General features: G+C 73.6%; 12 protein-coding genes. 8 read left to right on the forward strand and 4 right to left on the reverse strand.

What is annotated here, in order from left to right:
* Positions 1–16 precede the first annotated feature (16 nt).
* Positions 17–1,165: a serine/threonine-protein kinase gene (locus tag WME95_RS02540; RefSeq protein WP_437906835.1), complete on the forward strand. Its 1,149-nt coding sequence runs from the start codon at positions 17–19 to the stop codon at positions 1,163–1,165.
* Between the two features lie 42 nt (positions 1,166–1,207).
* On the opposite strand, the gene WME95_RS02545 is transcribed toward WME95_RS02540, so the two are convergent.
* Positions 1,208–2,914, reverse strand: a complete 1,707-nt coding sequence (locus tag WME95_RS02545) for an FG-GAP repeat domain-containing protein (RefSeq protein ID WP_437906836.1) — start codon at positions 2,912–2,914, stop codon at positions 1,208–1,210.
* Positions 2,915–3,273: 359 nt separating this feature from the next.
* Here WME95_RS02545 and WME95_RS02550 point away from each other — a divergent pair, with 359 nt between their 5' ends.
* Positions 3,274–3,789 carry a hypothetical protein gene (locus WME95_RS02550; RefSeq protein ID WP_437906837.1) on the forward strand — a complete coding sequence of 172 codons (516 nt, stop codon included), beginning with the start codon at positions 3,274–3,276 and terminating at the stop codon, positions 3,787–3,789.
* A gap of 78 nt (positions 3,790–3,867) precedes the next feature.
* On the opposite strand, the gene WME95_RS02555 is transcribed toward WME95_RS02550, so the two are convergent.
* A complete protein-coding gene (locus WME95_RS02555; protein WP_437906838.1) occupies positions 3,868–5,925 on the reverse strand; it encodes a vWA domain-containing protein in 2,058 nt (685 codons plus the stop codon).
* 1 nt (position 5,926) lies between these two features.
* Positions 5,927–6,982: a DUF58 domain-containing protein gene (locus tag WME95_RS02560; RefSeq protein ID WP_437906839.1), complete on the reverse strand. Its 1,056-nt coding sequence runs from the start codon at positions 6,980–6,982 to the stop codon at positions 5,927–5,929.
* Between the two features lie 163 nt (positions 6,983–7,145).
* Here WME95_RS02560 and WME95_RS02565 point away from each other — a divergent pair, with 163 nt between their 5' ends.
* From WME95_RS02565 to WME95_RS02585, 5 genes are all read left to right on the forward strand, one after another.
* On the forward strand, positions 7,146–8,303 hold the full coding sequence (locus WME95_RS02565) for a zinc-dependent alcohol dehydrogenase (protein WP_437906840.1): 1,158 nt from the start codon (positions 7,146–7,148) through the stop codon (positions 8,301–8,303).
* Positions 8,304–8,656: 353 nt separating this feature from the next.
* Entirely contained in the window at positions 8,657–10,219 is a 1,563-nt protein-coding gene (locus tag WME95_RS02570; RefSeq protein ID WP_437906841.1) for a hypothetical protein, read from the forward strand.
* Between the two features lie 11 nt (positions 10,220–10,230).
* Positions 10,231–11,811 carry a vWA domain-containing protein gene (locus tag WME95_RS02575; RefSeq protein WP_437906842.1) on the forward strand — a complete coding sequence of 527 codons (1,581 nt, stop codon included), beginning with the start codon at positions 10,231–10,233 and terminating at the stop codon, positions 11,809–11,811.
* A 266-nt stretch (positions 11,812–12,077) separates the two neighbouring features.
* The gene (locus WME95_RS02580; RefSeq protein ID WP_437906843.1) at positions 12,078–12,935 is read left to right on the forward strand and encodes a hypothetical protein; all 858 of its coding nucleotides are present in this window, start codon (positions 12,078–12,080) and stop codon (positions 12,933–12,935) included.
* 10 nt (positions 12,936–12,945) lie between these two features.
* The gene (locus tag WME95_RS02585; RefSeq protein WP_437906844.1) at positions 12,946–13,851 is read left to right on the forward strand and encodes a hypothetical protein; all 906 of its coding nucleotides are present in this window, start codon (positions 12,946–12,948) and stop codon (positions 13,849–13,851) included.
* Between the two features lie 95 nt (positions 13,852–13,946).
* Here the strand turns inward: WME95_RS02585 and WME95_RS02590 are convergent, their stop codons facing one another.
* Positions 13,947–15,482 (reverse strand): WD40/YVTN/BNR-like repeat-containing protein, encoded by a 1,536-nt coding sequence (locus WME95_RS02590; RefSeq protein ID WP_437906845.1) that lies wholly within the window; start codon positions 15,480–15,482, stop codon positions 13,947–13,949.
* Positions 15,483–15,556: 74 nt separating this feature from the next.
* On the opposite strand from WME95_RS02590, the gene WME95_RS02595 reads away from it, so the two are divergent.
* Complete coding sequence (locus WME95_RS02595) at positions 15,557–18,169, forward strand: hypothetical protein (RefSeq protein WP_437906846.1); 2,613 nt, start codon at positions 15,557–15,559, stop codon at positions 18,167–18,169.
* Positions 18,170–18,185 lie beyond the last annotated feature (16 nt).

Consider the following 18,185-nt stretch of genomic DNA (forward strand, 5'->3'; position numbering starts at 1 on the left):
CGGGGCAGGAGAGAGCATGTCGCGCATCGAGACCACGGACACCTGGAACGGCACGGGCGGCGGCGCGTGGGATCTCGACGAGGGCCTCGGCGAGCCCGCGGGCAGCGCGCACTACCAGGAGGGGGATCTCATCGCGGGCAAGTACCGTCTGGTCCGCAGGATCGGCGAGGGGGCGATGGGCACGGTCTGGATCGCGACGCACGTGGCGCTCGGGTCGGAGGTCGCGATCAAGCTGATGCGGCCCGAGCTCCGGTCGCCGGAGCTCGCGGAGTACTTCGTCCGCGAGGCGCGCGCCGCCGGCCGGCTGAACCACGCGGAGGTCGTCCGGATCTTCGACCTCGGCGAGACCGCGGCGGGGGACCCCTATCTGGTGATGGAGCTCATCGAGGGCGAGTCGCTGAGGAGCGCGCTCTCGCGCGAGGCGGCGATGACGCCGGAGCGGGCGATCGCGCTGCTCCTCCCGGTCGCCGGCGCGATGCACGCGGTGCACGAGAAGGGGGTCGTCCACCGCGACCTCAAGCCGGACAACGTGATGCTGGTGCGCCGCGGCGGCGGCCGATTCCAGCCGAAGATCGTCGATTTCGGCGTCGCGAAGATCGTCTCCGAGCGCGAGGCGAGCCAGGCGTCGGCGGCGTTCGAGGTCTTCGGCACTCCCGATTACATGCCGCCGGAGCAGGTGCTCGCCGTCCCTGACATCGATCGCCGCGCCGATGTCTGGGCGCTCTGCGCGATGCTGTACGAGCTCCTGTCGGGCCGGCCCCCGTTCTCGTCAAGGAACGCGCTGGACGGCCTGCGGGCGGTGCTGCAGGACGCGGTGCCGTCGCTCGTCGACACGTGCGGCCTCGACGCGGAGCTCTGGGCGATCGTGGAGCGCGGGCTGCGGAAGGAGCCGTCCTCGCGCTGGTCGAGCATGCGCGAGCTCGGCGAGGCGCTTGCCGCGTGGCTCCGGGCGCGGGGAATTCGGGAGGACGCTCGCGGCGTGTCGCTCGAGGGGGAATGGCTTCCTTGCGAGGAGCCCTGTGTGCCTGAGGGCAATGGCGCGACGCCGCGCGTATCCTGGTGGGTGGAGGAGCGGAGCCGGCCGAGCCGCCGGTGGTCGTCGCGCCGCCGGGTGCACCGTGCGTCCCGGGGCCGGCCTCACGGCGAGCAGACGGCCTGCCCTTGAGAGATCCCCCTGAATCGACCGGCGTACGCCATGCGAGCGCGGTCACCGCGAGGGCTGCCCCGTGCGCAGCGGGCCACCTCGCGAGGTGGGCCAGAGTATGCAATTCGCCGCCGATCCAGGGATCGTGAAGACATCCATCCCGTGCTCGAAGGTCTGCACGAAGACCTCGAGCTGGCCGTCTCCATCGAGATCACCCACCGCCGGCGCGGCGGGCGCGCCGTTGCCGTTGCCGTTGCTGCCGGGGTTCGGCAGGGGCACGTCGTGCAGGACCGCGCCGTTCGCGCCGAGGATCACGAGGTTGCCGGAGTCGAGCACGTCGGGAGCGCCGTAGGTCGCCAGCAGGACCTCGGGTGATCCATCCTGATTCAGGTCGGCCACGGTGGCCTCGGTCGCGAACATGATCGATTTGCCGTGCATGTAGTCGTATCGCCACAGGAGCGACGCATCGGGGCCGAACGCATAGAGATAGCCGTCGTTCATCGGCACGATGATCTCGGGCCGCGCGTCCCCCTGGAGGTTCACCGTCGTCGGCGAGGGCACGCCGTTCGGCGGGTAATAACCGTCGATTTCGAGCGGCCTCTCGCCGCGCGGGAGCGTCTCCCACCCGGGCTTGCGCATCGCCGATCGGCTGCCGTCGCCGTGCGCGCCCTCGAGCACCATCACCGCATACGCCTGCGTCTCGTAGGGCTCGTGCATCTCGACGTTTGGCACGCCGACGACCTCGTTCCGCCCGTCCCCGTCGAGATCGACAACGTTCGGCGGCGACGCGGTCCACTGCAGCCACTCGGCGGAGCTCGGGTGCGGCCACGTCCCGGTATGGAGATGGTAATGGTCGCCCTCCACCTTCGGATCCGCCCAGCGGATGAACTGGCCCCAGGTCAGCGGCTGGTCGGCGAACGCCTCGTCGCGATTCTTGAAGTACGGCGCGGCGTCGAGCGCCACGCCGTCGTGGTTGAACGCCTGGATGTGGTGGTTGTCGTACGTGGCCAGGATCTCGAGCTCCGGGTCGTCGTCGATGTCGCCGATGCCGACGTTGAGCCCATAACACCCGAACCCGGAGTGCCCCATGCCGTTGCGATCCGCGTCGTTCCCCGGGCCGCTCTGGCTGTTGTACCGAGGCCAGGCCGCGAAGGCGGCGCCCGCGGGTGCGGGTTGATAGAGCGACCCATCCGCGCTGAAGACGAAGACCTGCGCGCCGCCGTCCTCGGTGGTCGCCGTCTGGGTCGTCGTCGCCACCACCTCGATGGTGCCGTCGCCGTCGAGATCCGCCGCGGCGAGCCCGCGCACCTCGGGGGCGCTGCCGGCCGTTGTGGTGTCCACCGGCCACCCGGCTTTCGGCGCGAGCCCGTCGTTCCATTCGAATGCGAAGACCTGATGACCGTTGCCATAAACGATGTCGATCGCCCCGTCGCCCTCGAGGTCGGCGACCACGTGCGGCGCGTAAACCCGGTCCTCGCCGGCCTCGGCGCGATCGATCTCCTTCCCGTTCGAGTCGAAGACGAAGAGCGCATAGTAAGCGGCGATGAGCTCGTTCCGACCGTCGCCGTCGAGGTCCATCACCACCGGCGACGCGTACCAGCTCGTCTGCCCGGGCAGGACCATCCGGTGCTCGGGCGCCTGCACCTCGCCGGCGCTCGTGCCCACCTCGCAGATCGGGTTGCGCGTGCCGCCCGTGCGGCCGCCGGCGCCGCTCGCGCCACCCCCGCTCTCGCCCCCGGCGCAGGCCGTCGCGAGCAGCGCGAGGAGCAACGCCGCGCTGCTGAAGGGCCCCGCACCCAGGCCGGTACGCGCGGCCCATGGCAACGGGGGCGGGTGCTGAGGTCCGGTGGGGAATACGCGACCGGAACGGCACGGGCGGCGCTGGGTAACCATGGGTCCTCCGGGGGATGCGCCCGCGGGCGACGCCCGCCGGTGGAAAAGGACAGGAGCCAAGCTCATCGAGATTACCAGGAACCCTGAGAGCCGGGGATACGAGAGTCCGGCCGAGGGGGAGCCTCGCGGGACCGCCGTGTGGGTGGTTGCGCAGGGCAGAGTGTGGTTCGTTGCCAGTGGTGGTGTATCCTGTAGATCTCGGAGAGTGACGACGCGTTCACCCCTGGAGGCGCCGCATGGCCACGATAGAAGCGTTCATTCCGACGGTGGCACTCTTCGAGACGATCACCGACATCGCTCGTTCTCACAAAGCGCACCTCGTGCTCCAGCGCTTCGAGGGCGCGCACGGCGGCGCGGCGCTCTCCGTCGTCGAAGCGAGCCATCTCGCGGCTCACGAGTATCTGAGAGGCGGCTATCAGCTGGTGTACCTGGCGTCGCGGAGGGCGCCCGCCAGCGAGCAGGACTGGGGCTTCTTCGACCGTGAGGCCGCAAATCTGCTCGAGTTCGCCGGTGCGCGTCAGCGCGGTCAGGATCTCGAGCAGGTGACGATCCGCCCGGTGGCGAAGAAGACCAGCGTGACCAGGTTGTTCGCCGCGACCAGGGCTGCGATCGTGGCGAGCTGCAAACAAGGAATGCGGCTCAACGGTCGGCTCTACCCGAAGATCTTCTACGCGAAGGAGCTGGAGGCCCGGAGTTTCCAGCTGTGGGTCGATATCGAGACGAGGACCATATCCGCCGAGGTGGTCGGGTAGGACCTCTGGCTCCTCGCGGCGCGGCCTTGGCGGCCTGGCGGTCTTTCCGCTGATCCGCGGCGCTTCCCCGCCGCAGCGCTAGGCGGTGGGGCTGTCGTGGCCTCGCAGCTGTCGGGGCACGCGCGTGAAATACCAGACGTCGAAGACCACGAAGCCGAGCGCGGCGAGCGCCAGCAGCCACGTCCACTCGACGTGGGCGTCCGGCTGTCCCGCCGCGCTGGAGACGGCGACCTCGCCGCCTCCCTCCGCGAGGAGCGGCCTCGTCGTGAGGTCGCTCTCGGCGACGCTCGTGAGGTTCGCCGGCACCACGACGGACCCGGCCTGCGGTCCCTGCCAGGCGAGGCGGTAGAAGCCGGCGCGGGGCGTCTCCGCGATCACCGCGATGCCGGCGCGCTGCGCGACCTCGAGCCGCTCGCCCGCAGGGCCGATCGCCTGGAGGTCCCGCGCGGTCGCGGGGACGCTCACGCGCAGCGGCTCGCCGGTGCGCGCGGGGCCTGTGATGCCGTGGGCGCGGTGGGCCCGCGCCTGCTCGAGCAGGTTGCGCACGAACAGCACGAACGACGCCTTGAGCGGCCAGTCGCTCTCGCCCACGTCGAAGCCGAGCAGCGTGCCGGTCCGCGAGGCGGTGGAGATGTCGGTCGCGATCGTGCCCTCCTGGGCGCGGATCAGCTCCTGCGTCGCCGCCTCCGGCTTGAGGGACGAGGCCACGCGGAGGTTCACGCCGTCCAGCGTCAGGAAGCGCAGCCGCGGATCCGCCGTGTCCCACGACGTGAGCGTGGGGCGATCGAGCGTCTGCCCGACGAGCGTGCCGGCGCAGCGCCCGGGCGGCGGGTTCACGATCAGCAGATCGCCCCCCGGAGGATCGGGCGGGCACGCGCCGTCGATCACCACGAACGTGTCGGGATCGAGCCCGGGCTTCCCGAGCAGGTCCGCGAGCGCGCCCGAGGTCACCGAGGTCATCGGATCGGACGCGAGCGCCCGCTCGATCCAGACGGAGCCGCCCGAGGGCGCTCCCGACTGCGCGCCCTGGGCGTCGCCGCCCTGGCCCGTGCCGACCGACGCGAGGAACACCGGGAGCTTGTCGCCGGCCGGCACGCGCCCGTAGGCGACGTCGTCGAGCGGCATCGCGTCGCGCGGCGAGAGCTCGAAGACCAGCCCCTTGCGGTGGTCGCCGGGCGACGGGCGGAACGTGAGCACGACAGGGAGGCGCTCGCCCGGCTTGACCAGCACGCGCCGCGAGCCGAGCACGTCCGACGCGTTGTCCTGCCGCATCGTCACGTACACGTCGCGCGGCTGCGCCCCGAAGTTCGCGACCACGAGGAAGGCCTGCACCTCCTCGCGCTGCTCCGATGGCTTGCCGTCCGGGCCGCTCGCGCCCACCACCGCGCTCCCGGAGCGCACGTCGACGCGGACGATGGCGGCGTTGTCGACCGGATCACCCACGGTGATGACCTCCACCGGCAGCGACACGCCGCGCAGCGAGGCGGGGCGGGCGAGGTTGCCGTCGGTGATCGCGACGACCCGGCGGGCGCCGCCGAGCTGGCGGAGCCGGTCGATCCCGAGCGCCACCGCGGCCTCGAGGTCGCCCTCGACGTCGCGCGCTGCGATGGGGTCGATCGCCGCCTTGAGCCGGACCAGATCGCGATCGAGCGCCGCGACGAGGCGCGCGTCGCGCCCCGCCTCGACGATCAGCGCGTCGCTGCCCGGGGCGAGGCCGGAGAGGAGGTCCCTGGCGAGCTGCTTCGCGAGCTCGACGCGCGTCGTCGCCTCGCCGGCCGGCCCTCGAGCGGCCGCGGACATCGAGGCGCTCGTGTCGAGGACGATCGCCACGTGATCGCCGGTGAGCTCGCGCCCGCGCGAGGCGGGGCGTGCGAGCGCGAGCGCGAGGAGGGCGAGCGCGAGCGCCTGCAGGACGAGCGGCAGCTGGGCGATGAGCTTCCTGAAGGGCGCGCGCGCCATGAGATCGCGCTGCGCGGCGGCCCAGAGCCACGTCGAGGGGACGCGCCGGCGGCTCCGCTTGATCTTGAGGATGTAGAGCAGGACGAGCGGGCCGAGCAGCGCGAGCAGCCACAGGCCGCCGGGCGAGAGCAGCGCGAGCGGGGCGCCCGCGGAGGCCTGTGCGAGCGGGGCGGCCACGTCAGTCGACGCTCCTCGCGACGAAGCGGCGGACGGCGCCCTCGAGCGGCTCGTCGCTCCGCGCTCGCACGTACGTCGCCCCGTGGCGGCGGGCGAAGGCGCGCAGCGCCTCGCACAGGCCGGCGAAGCGGGCCGCGTAGGCGGCGAGGGCCGCGGCGTCCAGCGTCACGTCGACCAGCGCCCCGGTCTCGGCGTCCTCGAGCGTCAGGTCGCCCTCGAAGCTCGGCTCGAGCTCGTCGGCGGCGACGACCTGGAGGGCCGCGACGTCGTGGCCGGCCTGCGCCGCGCGCCCGAGCGCGGCGGTGACCGGGCCGGGGTCGAAGAAGTCGGAGACGACGCAGAGGAGGCCCGGCCGCGCGCTCTGCCGCACGACGGCGTCGATGGCGCGCACGAGGTGCGTCCCGCCGGAGGCCCTCACGCCGTCGAGGGCGCGGAGGAGCGCGGCGAGCCCCGCGCGCCCGCGCACCGGCGCGTGCTCGCGCGCGATGCCGTCCCCCGCCACGAAGAGCTGCGCGCGCTCGGAGCGCGCGAGCGACATGTACCCGATCGCGGCCGCGAGCCGGCGGGCCGCGTCGAGCTTCGTGGGCTCCCCGAAGTCGAGGGACGCCGACGCGTCGCACACGATGCGGGCGATGACGTCCTCCTCGGCGCGGAACAGCTTGAGCACCGGCTCCCCGGTGCGGGCGTACGCGGCCCAGTCGATGCGCCGCATGTCGTCGCCGGGCGCGTACGCCCGGTGCTCCTTGAACTCGGCCGAGCCGCCGCGGCGCCGCGCGAGGTGCTCGCCGGCGCCGCCGGAGCGGGCGCGGATCTCGAGCCGCCGCTGGAGCACCTCGAGCTCGCGGACGAAGCTCGCGCCGAGGAGCGGCTCGGGGGACGAGGGGAGCATCGGAGGGGAGTAGACCTCGGCGCGGTCGGGGGTGCCAGCGGGGTCGGCGGGGTCGCGGAGGAGCGAGCGGCGGCCCGCGCTCGGCAGGGGCGCCGGCCGCGCCCGGTTCGTCGTCGTTCCGCGTCGCTCCGCGGCGTCGAGACAGACCGCCACGGTGGGGCAGGGCACCCCACCCGCGTTCGTCGTGGCCGACGGGCCCCCGTCAGAAGGCGCGCCGCGGCTCCGTGGCTCGCTTTATGCGAGCCAGCGCTGTGGTTCAGCTGTCGTGCGCCGGCCCGGCCGGTAGAGCCGCCGAGCGCCCGTACCGATGTGTCACCCGAAAGGAGGCACCGTGAAGGCCCTGGTTTTCCACAAACCCTCGGACGTCCGCGTCGAGGACGTCCCGGATCCCCGGATCGAAGAGCCCACCGACGTCATCGTGCGCGTCACCGCGACCGCGATCTGCGGCTCGGATCTGCACATCTACAACGGCTTCTTCCCCCAGGCGAAGCCCATGGTGCTCGGCCATGAGTTCATGGGCATCGTCGAGGAGATCGGCCCGCAGGTCACGAAGCTGCGGAAAGGCGACAGGGTCGTTGTCCCGTTCCCCATCGCGTGCGGGCGTTGCTTCTTCTGTCAGGCCGAGCTGCCCGGCCATTGCGAGAGCTCCAACCCCAAGCACTACGGTCCCGAGGGCGGCACGCTCGAGGGCAAGGGCGGCGCCCTCTTCGGGTACACGGACCTCTACGGCGGTTACAACGGGGGCCAGGCCGAGTACGTGCGCGTCCCTTACGCCGACTTCGGGCCACGGAGGGTGCCTGAGCGCCTCACCGACGAGCAGGTCCTCTTCACGACCGACATCCTCCCCACCGGGTGGACGGCCATCGAGTGGGCCGAGCTCAAGGGGGGAGAGACGGTCGCCGTGTTCGGATGCGGGCCTGTCGGCCTCGCGACCATGAAGTGCGCCTGGCTCCGCGGCGCGGCGCGCGTCATCGGCGTCGATCGGGAGGAGTACCGCCTGAAGACGGCCCGCGAGGTCGCCAAGGCCGAGACCGTCAACGTCGACAAGGTCGACGCCGTCGAGGCGATCCGCGCGATGACGAGCGGGCGCGGCGCGGACGTGTGCGTCGACGCGGTCGGGATGGAGGCGCACCGCGGCCTCCTCGAGAAGGCCTCCAGCGCCCTTCACGGCCAGGTCGGGACGATATCGGCCCTCCGGCTCGCCCTGAGCGCCGTGCGCCGGGGCGGGGTCGTGCCGGTCGTTGGGGTCTACGGCGTGCCCTACGACAACTTCCCGCTGGGCCAGGTCTTCGACAAGGGCCTGAGGCTCCAGGCCGGCCAGGCGCCGGCGCACAACTACATCGACCGGATCCTCAAGCACATCGAGGACGGGCATCTCCGGGCGGACGACATCATCACCCACCGCCTGCCGCTCTCGCGCGCCCCGCACGCCTACGAGATCTTCAACAAGAAGCTCGACGACTGCGTCAAGGTCGTCCTCAAGCCCTGACGCAGGGCGCGGATCACCCCTCCGGCGCTCGTCCGGCGCGCCTTCATGCGCCCTCCGCCCTTCGAACACCGCCATCACGCCCTCTTGTCGGCGCGCGATGCTCCGCCGGTCGATCCCACGCTCGAGAGCGGCCACGCGCTCGGGCGCCGCGGCCACGCGAACCAGGGCCCGCCGCAGCCCTGACGCCTGACACCGGCGTCAGGGGCGCGAGGCCTCGTTGCTGTGTAATTGGTTGAATTGATGTTTGTTTGTTCAGGGTATGGCGCTTGCTTGGGGCCGGACCTCGGCGAGCGCTCCGCTCGCTTGCTCAGCCGCCCGCGATGGCCTCTGATCGCACGGAAGGAGAGCTCCCGATGGCTCCAGATCTGCGCTCAACTCGAACGCTCCTTCACCCCTTATGGTTGGGAGCCCTGGCGCTCCTCGTCCTCAACGATCACGCCCTCAAGGGCTCTGGCGTGCTCCCTGGGTGGTTGACCGGGAAGCTCAGCGACTTCGCGGGGCTCGTGGTCGCGCCCGCGGTCCTCGCCTCGCTGCTCCGCGTGACCTCGCGCCGCGGATTCCTCGGCGCGCACGTCGTCATCGGCGTCGTCTTCTCGGCCATCAAGCTCGCTCCGGAGGCCGCCCGCGCGGTCGAGGGGCTGATGGCGCTCACGCCGCTCCCGTGGCGGATCACCGTCGACCCGACGGACCTCATCGCGCTGCCGGTCCTCCTCGCCTCGTACCGCGTGCTCGGCGAGGCGATGGCGCGGCCGGCGCCCGCGCGCCCGGTCGCGCACCGCCTGGCGCTGATGGCGGGCAGCCTGTCCTGCGTGGCCACGAGCTACGATCCGCCTCCGTGCGGCGAGGCCGAGGGGTGCGCGCCGCCGCAGCCGCAGGAGCTCGCGTCGCTCGTGATCGGCAACACGACCGGGACCGAGCAGCTCATCCGCGTGCGGCGCCTCCGGGAGTCGGTGCGGGTCGACTGCGGCGTCGTGCTGGACGACCCGACGAGCGCCCTCTCGCGCGATCTGTTCGCGAACGCCGAGACCTGGCTCATCGCGCCCGGCCGCGCGCTCCCGCTGGGCAACGCGGGGTGCGATGCCTACTTGATCGACGCTGACGGGCTGCCGCTCACGCTCCTCGCGTGGTCCGCTGCGGAGTTTCCGGAGCAGGAGGTCGTCACGTCGACGGAGAACCCGCAGCCGGATCGGATGATCACGCTGCAGCGCGCCGGGGCCAGGCTCGAGCTCGTCGAGCACCCGGCGATCTTCCCGGCGCCGCCCATCGAAACGCCGGCTCCCGCGGGCGCATGCGGCGCCTCGGCCAATCGAAGCGGGCTCGACTGGACCGTGCCCGTCTCCAGAGCAGGGGTCCTCACCGGCGTGACGTCGTCGCCGGACGGGTGCCACGCCCTCGCGCTCGATCGCGGCGAGACCTTCTTCCTCTGCGCCCCTGCCGAGGCGATCCCGTTCAGCGAGGGCGACGTCCTCCATGTGAGCGCCGTCGCGATCGACGGCGGCAGGTACCCCGAGCTCCTGCAGGACCAGCTGGCGTTCGCGCGCGGCCTCCACATCGAGAGCGAGACGCACGCGGTGCTCGCGCTGCGCGGCAACGTGCTCGCCCGCTGGTCGATGGTCGGCCGGCAGCCGGCCGCCCATTTCACGGCCGATCTCTCGCCGCTCGCGGCCTGCGGCGGGTTCCACGACGCGTGCGGCAGCCTCGTCGAGCCGCTCGAGGCGTCGCTGCTCGGCGACGGCGTCTCCGGGGTCGTCTCGCTGCGGCCCGGCGAGAGCGCGGCGCTCGCCGAGGGCGCCGGCGCGCTCTTCCTCGTGCGCGCCGACGACATGCCGGTGCGCGACGCGGAGTGCTTCACCGTCCCCGTCGATCAACCCCGCCTGCTCGAGTCGGTCTTGGTCGCCGCCGCCGCGGCGCCGTAGGAGGTCACGCCATGAAGATCCGAATGCATGAGGTCCTCGCGCTCGGCGCCGCCGCCGCGCTCGGCGCGGCCGGCTGCGCGTCCTCGGACCGCGAATCCGGCGGCATCACCTTCCCCCCGGGCCCCCCCGGGTCCCCGTCCCCGGGCAGCGTGGGCGTCTCCCAGGGGGGCGCGCAGGACTTCGGCCTGTTCCGGCAGATCCTCGAGGACGGCGAGATCCCCGGGCCGGACACGCTCGACGACGTCGGCTTCTTCGCCGAGCACAAGCTCGATTACCCGGCCGCGACCTGCGGCGAGGACGTGTGCATGCACGGGCTGCTCGGGATCATGGGCAACATGATCAGCGGCTCGCCCTGCACGCTCATCCAGATCGGGATGAACTCGCCCGTGGACCTCGGCGCGCTCGAGCGGCCGCCGCTGCACCTCGTCATCGCCGTCGACACGAGCGGCTCGATGGAAGGCGACCCGATCGCCTACGTCCGGGCGGGGCTCGTCGAGATGATCGACGCCCTCGAGCCGACCGACCGGATCTCGCTCGTCCGCTATGCGGACGCGGCCGAGGTCGTCCTCGAGCAGGCGGAGGGCTCGGACAGGGAGGCGCTCACGGAGGCGTTCGAGGGCCTGACCGCGCGGGGGTCGACCAACCTGTACGAGGGGCTCTTCACCGCCTACGCGCTCGCCGAGCAGCACCTCGATCCGGCCTGGCAGAACCGCGTGATCTTCCTGTCCGACGGCGTGGCCACGGCCGGGCTCACCTCGCCTCAGCGGCTCGTGTCGCTCGCGGCCGGGTACGCGGAGAAGGGGATCGGCCTCACCGCCATCGGCGTCGGGGCCGAGTTCGACGTCGACGCGATGCGCGGGATCAGCGAGGTCGGCGCGGGCAACTTCTACTTCCTCGAGGACCCGAAGGCGGTGGAGGAGGTCTTCGCCGAGGAGGTGAAGACGTTCCTCGTGCCGCTGGCGCTCGACGTGGAGCTCGACGTCGCCGTGGGCGACGGTTACGTCGTGCGCGGCGCGTACGGCACGAACGGCTGGCAGGGCGGCGAGCGCGGCGGCGCCGTGCACATCCCGAGCCTCTTCCTCGCCGGCCGGACGAGCGCCGCGGAGCCTGTTGGCTCCGGCCGGCGCGGCGGCGGAGGCGCCATCCTGCTCGAGCTCGTGCCGAAGCCCGACCAGCAAGGTGTCGAGGACCCGCGCGCCGTGGGCAGCCTCGCGCTGTCGTGGCGGCACCCGCTGACGGGCGAGGCGCACGCGCAGGAGGTCGACATCGAGGCGCCGAGCGCGCCCGACGCGCCGCCCGAGGCCGGCCATTTCTCCGGCGACACCGTCGAGAAGGGCTTCGTGATGTTGAACCTCTTCGCCGGGTTCAAGCTCGCCGCCCAGCTCGCCGCGGACGCCGACCCCCGCACCGCGCGGCGCACGCTCGAGGCGCTGCGGCCGAACGTCGAGGCGTGGCTCGCGGATCATCCGGACCCCGACGTCGAGGACGACCTGCGCTACGTCGATCTGTTCATCGAGAACCTCATCACGGCGGAGGCGAACGTGCAGCCCTACACGCCGGCGGATCCGCCGAACCCCTGGCCCGCCGATTGAGCCCCGCGCGCCGCGCGCCAGGTGACGGCGAGGCGCGCCAGGTGACTCCAGCGCGCCGCGCCCGTGACCCCCATTCACGTCGATCCCCGTCAACACGCGTCTCGACGTCTCCACGTCTCCACATGCGCCACGCGTGTACGCGTGTACGCGTACACAACAACGCGTCCCGTGCGCCGCGAACGTGCGCCGCGGCGATGTCGCTTCCTCGCGGCGATCGCCTTGTGTAGGATCGAATTTTCCCGGCCGTCGAGGAGGAGAGTGCACCTATGCGAAGATCCATGTGGTTCGGGCTGGCGAGCATCACCGTCTGTCTCACGGCCGCTCTCCCGGCGAGCGCGGGTGTCCCGGAGTGCGGCAACATTCGCTTCGAGGGCCTGTCGAACTGCGAAGTGCGCGTCACGGGCGAGTGCACCGCGGGCTGCAGCGAGCTCGGGATCTACAAGACAGCGTGCGCCACGAAGCTCGTGCAAGTCTGCAAGACGGACTGCACTCTGTCGGCGGAGGCGGGCTGCACGGACAGCTGCACCGAGCAGTGCAGCGCGGACTGCGACAGGGGCATCAATGTCATCTGCTCCCACAACTGCTTCGTCGAGTGCACCACCACGCGGGACGTCGAGTGCCGTGGCGCCGTCGACGCCGCCCAGTGCGCCGCGACGTGGGACGCGAACTGCGACAGCGAGTGCGGCGCCAAGTGCGTGACGGTGGATGGCGGCTGCTACCAGCACTGCATCGAGTGCTGCGGGGGCTCGTGCACGGCCGACGCGAACATGGACTGCCAGACCACGTGTCAGAACGAGGAGTTCGAGGACTGCGAGCACGAGTTCCGCGCGAACTGCGACGCTTCCTGCAGCGGCGACGGCGCGCTCTTCTGCAATGGGAAGTACATCATCTCCGGATCGCAGATCCCGGCGTGCGTGAACGCGCTGCTCGCGCAGGGCATCAGCGTGGAGGCCAAGGCGGAGGTCACCATCGGTCCAGACGGCATCGACGGGAACCTCGCAGCCGGCATGTGCGCCGCCAGGCCTGCGAGCAAGGCCTCCCTCACCGCGCCGCTCGCCGTGTTCGCCGCGGCGGCAGGCTGGCTTGCGCGGCGCCGCAAGCGCTCATCGCGCACGTCGGGCTGAGCGTCCCCAGGTGAGCGTGCGGCCGACCCACGAGGCGCTGCTCGCGCTGTTCCTCCTGTGCTCCGCGGGCTGTGCGGGCGAGGCGGCTGACGCGCTCGTGGTGTTCGGCCTCACCACGGATATGGCGGTTGGCTTCCAGTTCGATCACATCGAGACGACCACGAAGGTGGATGGCGTCGTCACGGGCACCGAGCGTCTCTCGTATGGCGGGGGAGAGCTGTCGCTCCCGGCCGAGCTCGTGGTCGGGCCAGCGCCCGACGGCGCGGAGATCGAGCTGTCCATCGCGGCGTTCCGCGACGGCGAGGCCTCTCCCATCGTGACGCGGAGGGGCGCGACCCGCGCGGCTGGCGGGCGGAGTCTGCTCCTGCCCATCTCGCTCGACGAGGCGTGCTGCGCGACCCCCTGCGCGGCGAGCGCGACCTGCGCGGCGGGGGCGTGCGTCGAGCCCTTCATCGCCCCCTCCGCCCTCACCGACCACGACCCGCTGTGGATCGCGTCGGCGAGCGATGCGTGCAAGACGCCGGGCTCTGGCGACCCCGCTGTCGTGATCGGGCAGGGGGAGAGCGCGTTCGCTTCGCTGGAGCATGGCGAGGTGGTGCCGATCGAGGCGGGCCCTCAAGGGGGCCATCACGTGTGGCTCGCGCTGCGCGTGACCGGCCTCCGGCAGATGGGGTCGCGCCTGACCGTGGAGGGGTACTTCCCCGAGATGGAGTTCGAGCTCCTTCCCTTCACCGCGCAGGTCACGATGCACAAGGCCGGGGAGGACCGCTGCGAGATCGATGGCGTGCGCTTTCAGGTGGACCGGGGGCTCCCGGTCGAGGCCGTCCGGGGGCAACCGCTCGATATCGAGGTTGCCCTGGAGGACCCGAACGGCGACGTCGCGATGGCCGCGCAGCGGGTCGTCATCTCTCCCTGACTCGTCACCTGTCGGAGCGGCCTCATGAGGGGGCCGACTCCGGTTCCGGATCGACGTGCCCCCTTCGCGAGGGGGCGCCCGCACGTCGCGACCTCTCAGAGGCGGCCCTCGAGGCTGTCCGTTTTGGTCCTGGCTCGGCCCTGCACCCCTCGTGCGATGACGCCAGCGCGTCGCGACCTCCGTCGCACCGCCGCGGCCGCCGCCAGGGACCCGGCGGCAACGGCGCCGGCCTGGCCCTCCGCCGCGCCGCCGCTACGACAGCCGCAGCCCGCTCCGCCCGGCCGCGCCCCGCCAGAAGGCGGCGCCCCGCCTCCTGGTCCGTCGGGCGCTCCGCCTACACCCGCGGCGCTCGCCTGGCCGCCGCCGCTTGCCGCCGCGCCGGTCGCGCCGGTCGCGACGGCGCTCGTGCCGCTGCCGGCCGCGGGTGAACCGGCGTCCGGCGTGCAGTCCCGGTGGCCCGTCATCAGCGCGATCCTCGGCCAGTCCGCCGGGCAGACCGCTCCGACCGCGGTGCTCGCCGCGCACTCCAGAGGACCACGAATGCACCCCTGCTGGAGCAGCGGCTCGAACGTCGCGCCGCCGTCGAGCGAGCGGCCGATCGTGAAGCCGTCCAGGAACTCGCTCGCGCACGCGTAGAGGCCCGAATCCGTCCAGGCGAAGCAGCGCGGCGCGACGCTCGAGACCCGCTCGAAGGCCAGCGTCGACGAGGGCGCGCGGAAGACGCCGTCGATGTCGCTGCCCACCACCACCGTCGCGCCGTCCGGCGAGATCGCGAACGCGCGCACGAAGCCCTCGGTCGTGAACACCGGCGCGAACGCCGCCCCGCCGTCCTTCGAGACGAACAGGCGCCCCGGCGCGCTCGCGATCCGCACGTACAGCACGTCGGCGTCGACCGGATCCACCCCCGCGATGTAAGGCTCGCGCGACGTCGTGCTCCCCGGCACCGCCGCGGTCTGCCACGTCTCCCCGCCGTCGGCCGAGCGCGCGAGCACCCCCTTGACGGAGCCGCCCTCGCTCGCAAGGCCGCTCACGTAGACCCGCCGCCGATCCGACGGCGCGACGTCGACCGTCCGGGCCACAAAGCCCACCGGGAGCGGCGCCCCCGCGCCGGTCCAGCTCGCGCCGCCGTCGCGCGACGCCCAGAGGCCGTGCCTGGTCCCCGCGGCCACCGCGACGACGTGCGACGGATCGCCCTGCCGGACCGAGAGATCGATCACCTCCCGCCCGGCGAGCTCGGCGGCGCGCGCCCAGGCGCAGCCGCCGTCGGCGCCGACCGCGATGCCGTCGGTCAGCGCGGCGAACACCCGGCCGCTCGCCGCCGCCGCGATGGGCGGGGATTGACCGGCCGTGTCGTCGTACCCGACCGCGCCCTCGCAGATCCAGCGCCAGCTCGCGCCCCCGTCTCGCGTGGTCAGCAGGCCGTACGTCATCCGGGCGACGGCGCGCGCTGGATCCGCCGGGTCGAACACGATCTGGTCCGCCGAGGGAAAGACGCCGTTCGCGGCCGCAGGGGAGGGGAGCGCCATGGCGACGAGCGCGACGGCGCGCGCCGCGACGGCGAGCGCGGCGAGCGCGGCGGCGCGCGCCGGGCGAGAGCTCGGCCTCACGGCGCGCGGGGGAGACGGTCGCATCAAGGGATCCATCGTACCGCGGCGCGCGCCGAGAACCGCCCACGCGCCCTCCGCGCCCCGCTACACTCGCCGCAATGCCGGAGCGCATCGTCGTGTCCTTTCGAGGTACTGCGGCCCTCTCGCAGCCAGACAGCACGGACGCGGTCGCGCCGTGGCCCGGCCGCCGCGGCGCGGCGCGGGCGCCCGCGCCGCCGTCGCGCCAGAAGGGCGCCGCGCGCGCCGGCGGCGGCGCCGCGCGCGGCGAGGAGAGCTACCTCGCGAGGGCGCTCGCGCTGAAGAAGCGCGCCGAGGCGCTCGGCGCCACCCTGTGCGCCTGGAGCGCCCAGACCTTCTCGTTCGAGTTCACCCCCGACGACGTCGAGGAGGCCGTGCTGCTCGCCGCGCTCGCCGCGGAGGACGCGTCGGTGCACCCCGACGCGCGCTTCGCGGTCGGCATCGCGCGGGGCGAGATGACCTACGTCGGCGAGGCGGGGCGCTTCACCGCGCTGTCCTGGGGACAGCCGCTGCTCGTCGCCGTCATGCTCGCCCGCGTCGCGCTCCCCGGCGACGTGCTCCTCGATCCGGCGCTCCCCGCCGTGCTCTCGGGCGAGCTCATGACCCTCGGCGCCCACCGCGGCATCGACGGCGCGCGCCGGGTGCGCGGCCTCCGCCTCGACGCGCAGCAGCCGCTGCGCAGGCAGGTCGCCGAGAGCGTGGCGCGCCTGTGCAAGCCGCCGCTCATCGGCCGCGACGCCGAGCTCGCCGAGCTCGCGGTGCCCCCCGGCTCCCTCGCGATCGTCCGGGCCGAGCCCGGCGCCGGCGGCACGCGGCTGCTCCTCGAGCTGGAGCGGCTGCTCGCGCCGTCGCGGAGCCTCTTCGTCGCGCCGATCGGGGCCTCGCGCGAGCCGTTCGGCGCGCTCCGGCGCGCCCTCGCGCGCGCGGCGCTCCGCGCCGAGAAGAGCCGCGCCCGCGCGCCGGTGCTCCCGGATCGGCTGAAGCCCGCGCTCGCGCGGCTCCTCGCCGGCGAGGGCGTCGAGCCGAGGATCGCCGCCGAGGTGCTCGCCCTGTGGCTCGCCCCGTCCGACGTCCGCGTCGGCCTGCTCGCCGTCGACGACGCCTCCGAGGTCGACGCCGCGAGCCTCGACGCGATCGCCCTCGCCCTCTCGCCGGGCGGCGGCCCGCGCGCCGTCGCCCGGCTCGGGCGCTCGGATCCGCTCCCCGCGCCGCTCACCGCGCTCACCCCCGCCGCCACGGTCACGCTGGGGCCGCTCCCCGCGCCGGGCGCGCAGGATCTCGTCCGCCGCCTCCTCGACGGCTGCATCGACGAGGCGGGCGCGCGCCGCTGGGCCGCGCGCGCGCCCGCGTTCCCGCTGGCCGTGCGCGAGCTCCTCTGCGAGGCGCTGGAGAGCGGCGCGCTGCGCTGGATCGGCAGGAGCGTCGGGCCGCGCCGGCGCAGCGCCGGGCGGGGCAGGCCCCCGCGCACGATGACCGGCGCCGAGCTCGCCGCGCCCCCCGCGCTCCGCTCGATCGAGGGCCGGCTGCGCCTTCTCGCGATCGGCCAGCGCACGGTGCTCACCGCGCTCGCGACCCTCGGCGGGGACGCGTCGGACGCGGCGATCGACGCGCTGTGCGACGGCACCGGCGCCCCGAAGGTGGCCGCGGTCCAGGCGGCGCTGCTCGGCGCCGGCTGGGTCTTCCGGCCGGAGCCTGGCTGGCTGCGGCTCTCCTCGCGCACGCTGCGCGACGCCCTGCTCGCGGGCGTCCCGCCGGGCGAGCGCGCCGCGTGGCACCTGGCCGCGGCGCGGGTCGTCGAGGATCACGCCAGCGTGCTCGGCCTCGCCGACGCCGCGTGGCACGCCGCGAAGGCGGGCGATCGGCGCTCCGCGGCCGATCTCGCCGGGCGCGCCGGGCGCGCGGCCGGCGACGCGCTGCTCGAGGGCGCGGCCGCGGAGCTGCTCGCGTTCGCCGACGAGCAGGAGACCGCGAGAGATCACCGCGACGAGGCGCCGGACAGCTCGTCGAGCCAGCCGCCCACCCACCGCACGCCCATCGAGGTGGTCGGCGACGCGCCGGAGCCGCAGCGCGCGGCGCCGGCGCCTGTCGGCGAGCGCTCCCGCCCCGGCGCGCCCGCGGCGCAGCCGGACGACCCGCCTACGGACTTTCCCGACGCGACCTCCCCGGACGTCGGCCTTCCGTGCGGCGACGCCTCCGACGATCTGCTCGCGAAGACCACGGAGTCGCCCGTCATGTCGATGAACGACATCGCGCTCCGCCTCGCCGAGCTGGCCAAGCAGGCGCTCGTCCAGGGCGACCTCCGCACGCTCGAGCGGCTCGTGGGCGAGCTCCGCCGCACCGGCGAGCACCTCGATCTGGCGGAGCGCATGACCGGCCTGATCTCGCTCGGGCGCGGCGCGAAGGAGGAGGCGCTCCGGCGCTTCCGGATCGCCGCGGAGGCCGACGCGTCGCCTTCGCAGCGGGCCCGGGCGCTGCTCGCCTACGGCGTCGCGCTGGCCGCCGCGGGCCGCACGGAGGGCGCGCTCCTCGAGGCGCTGAGCGCCCTCGCGCGCGCCCGCGAGGCCGAGGATGCCCACGGCGAGCAGGCGTGCGCGCAGTTCCTGGCGCAGCTCGCGGCCGCGACCGGGCACGAGGAGGCGGCCCGCGCGTGGGCGCAGGTGGCGCGCCTCGCCGGCGCGGCGCCCCCCTCGTGACGGCGCATTGACAGCG

Source organism: Sorangium sp. So ce327 (assembly GCF_051530205.1).
In the GTDB taxonomy this organism is placed as follows: Bacteria; Myxococcota_A; Polyangia; order Polyangiales; family Polyangiaceae; genus Sorangium; species Sorangium cellulosum_B.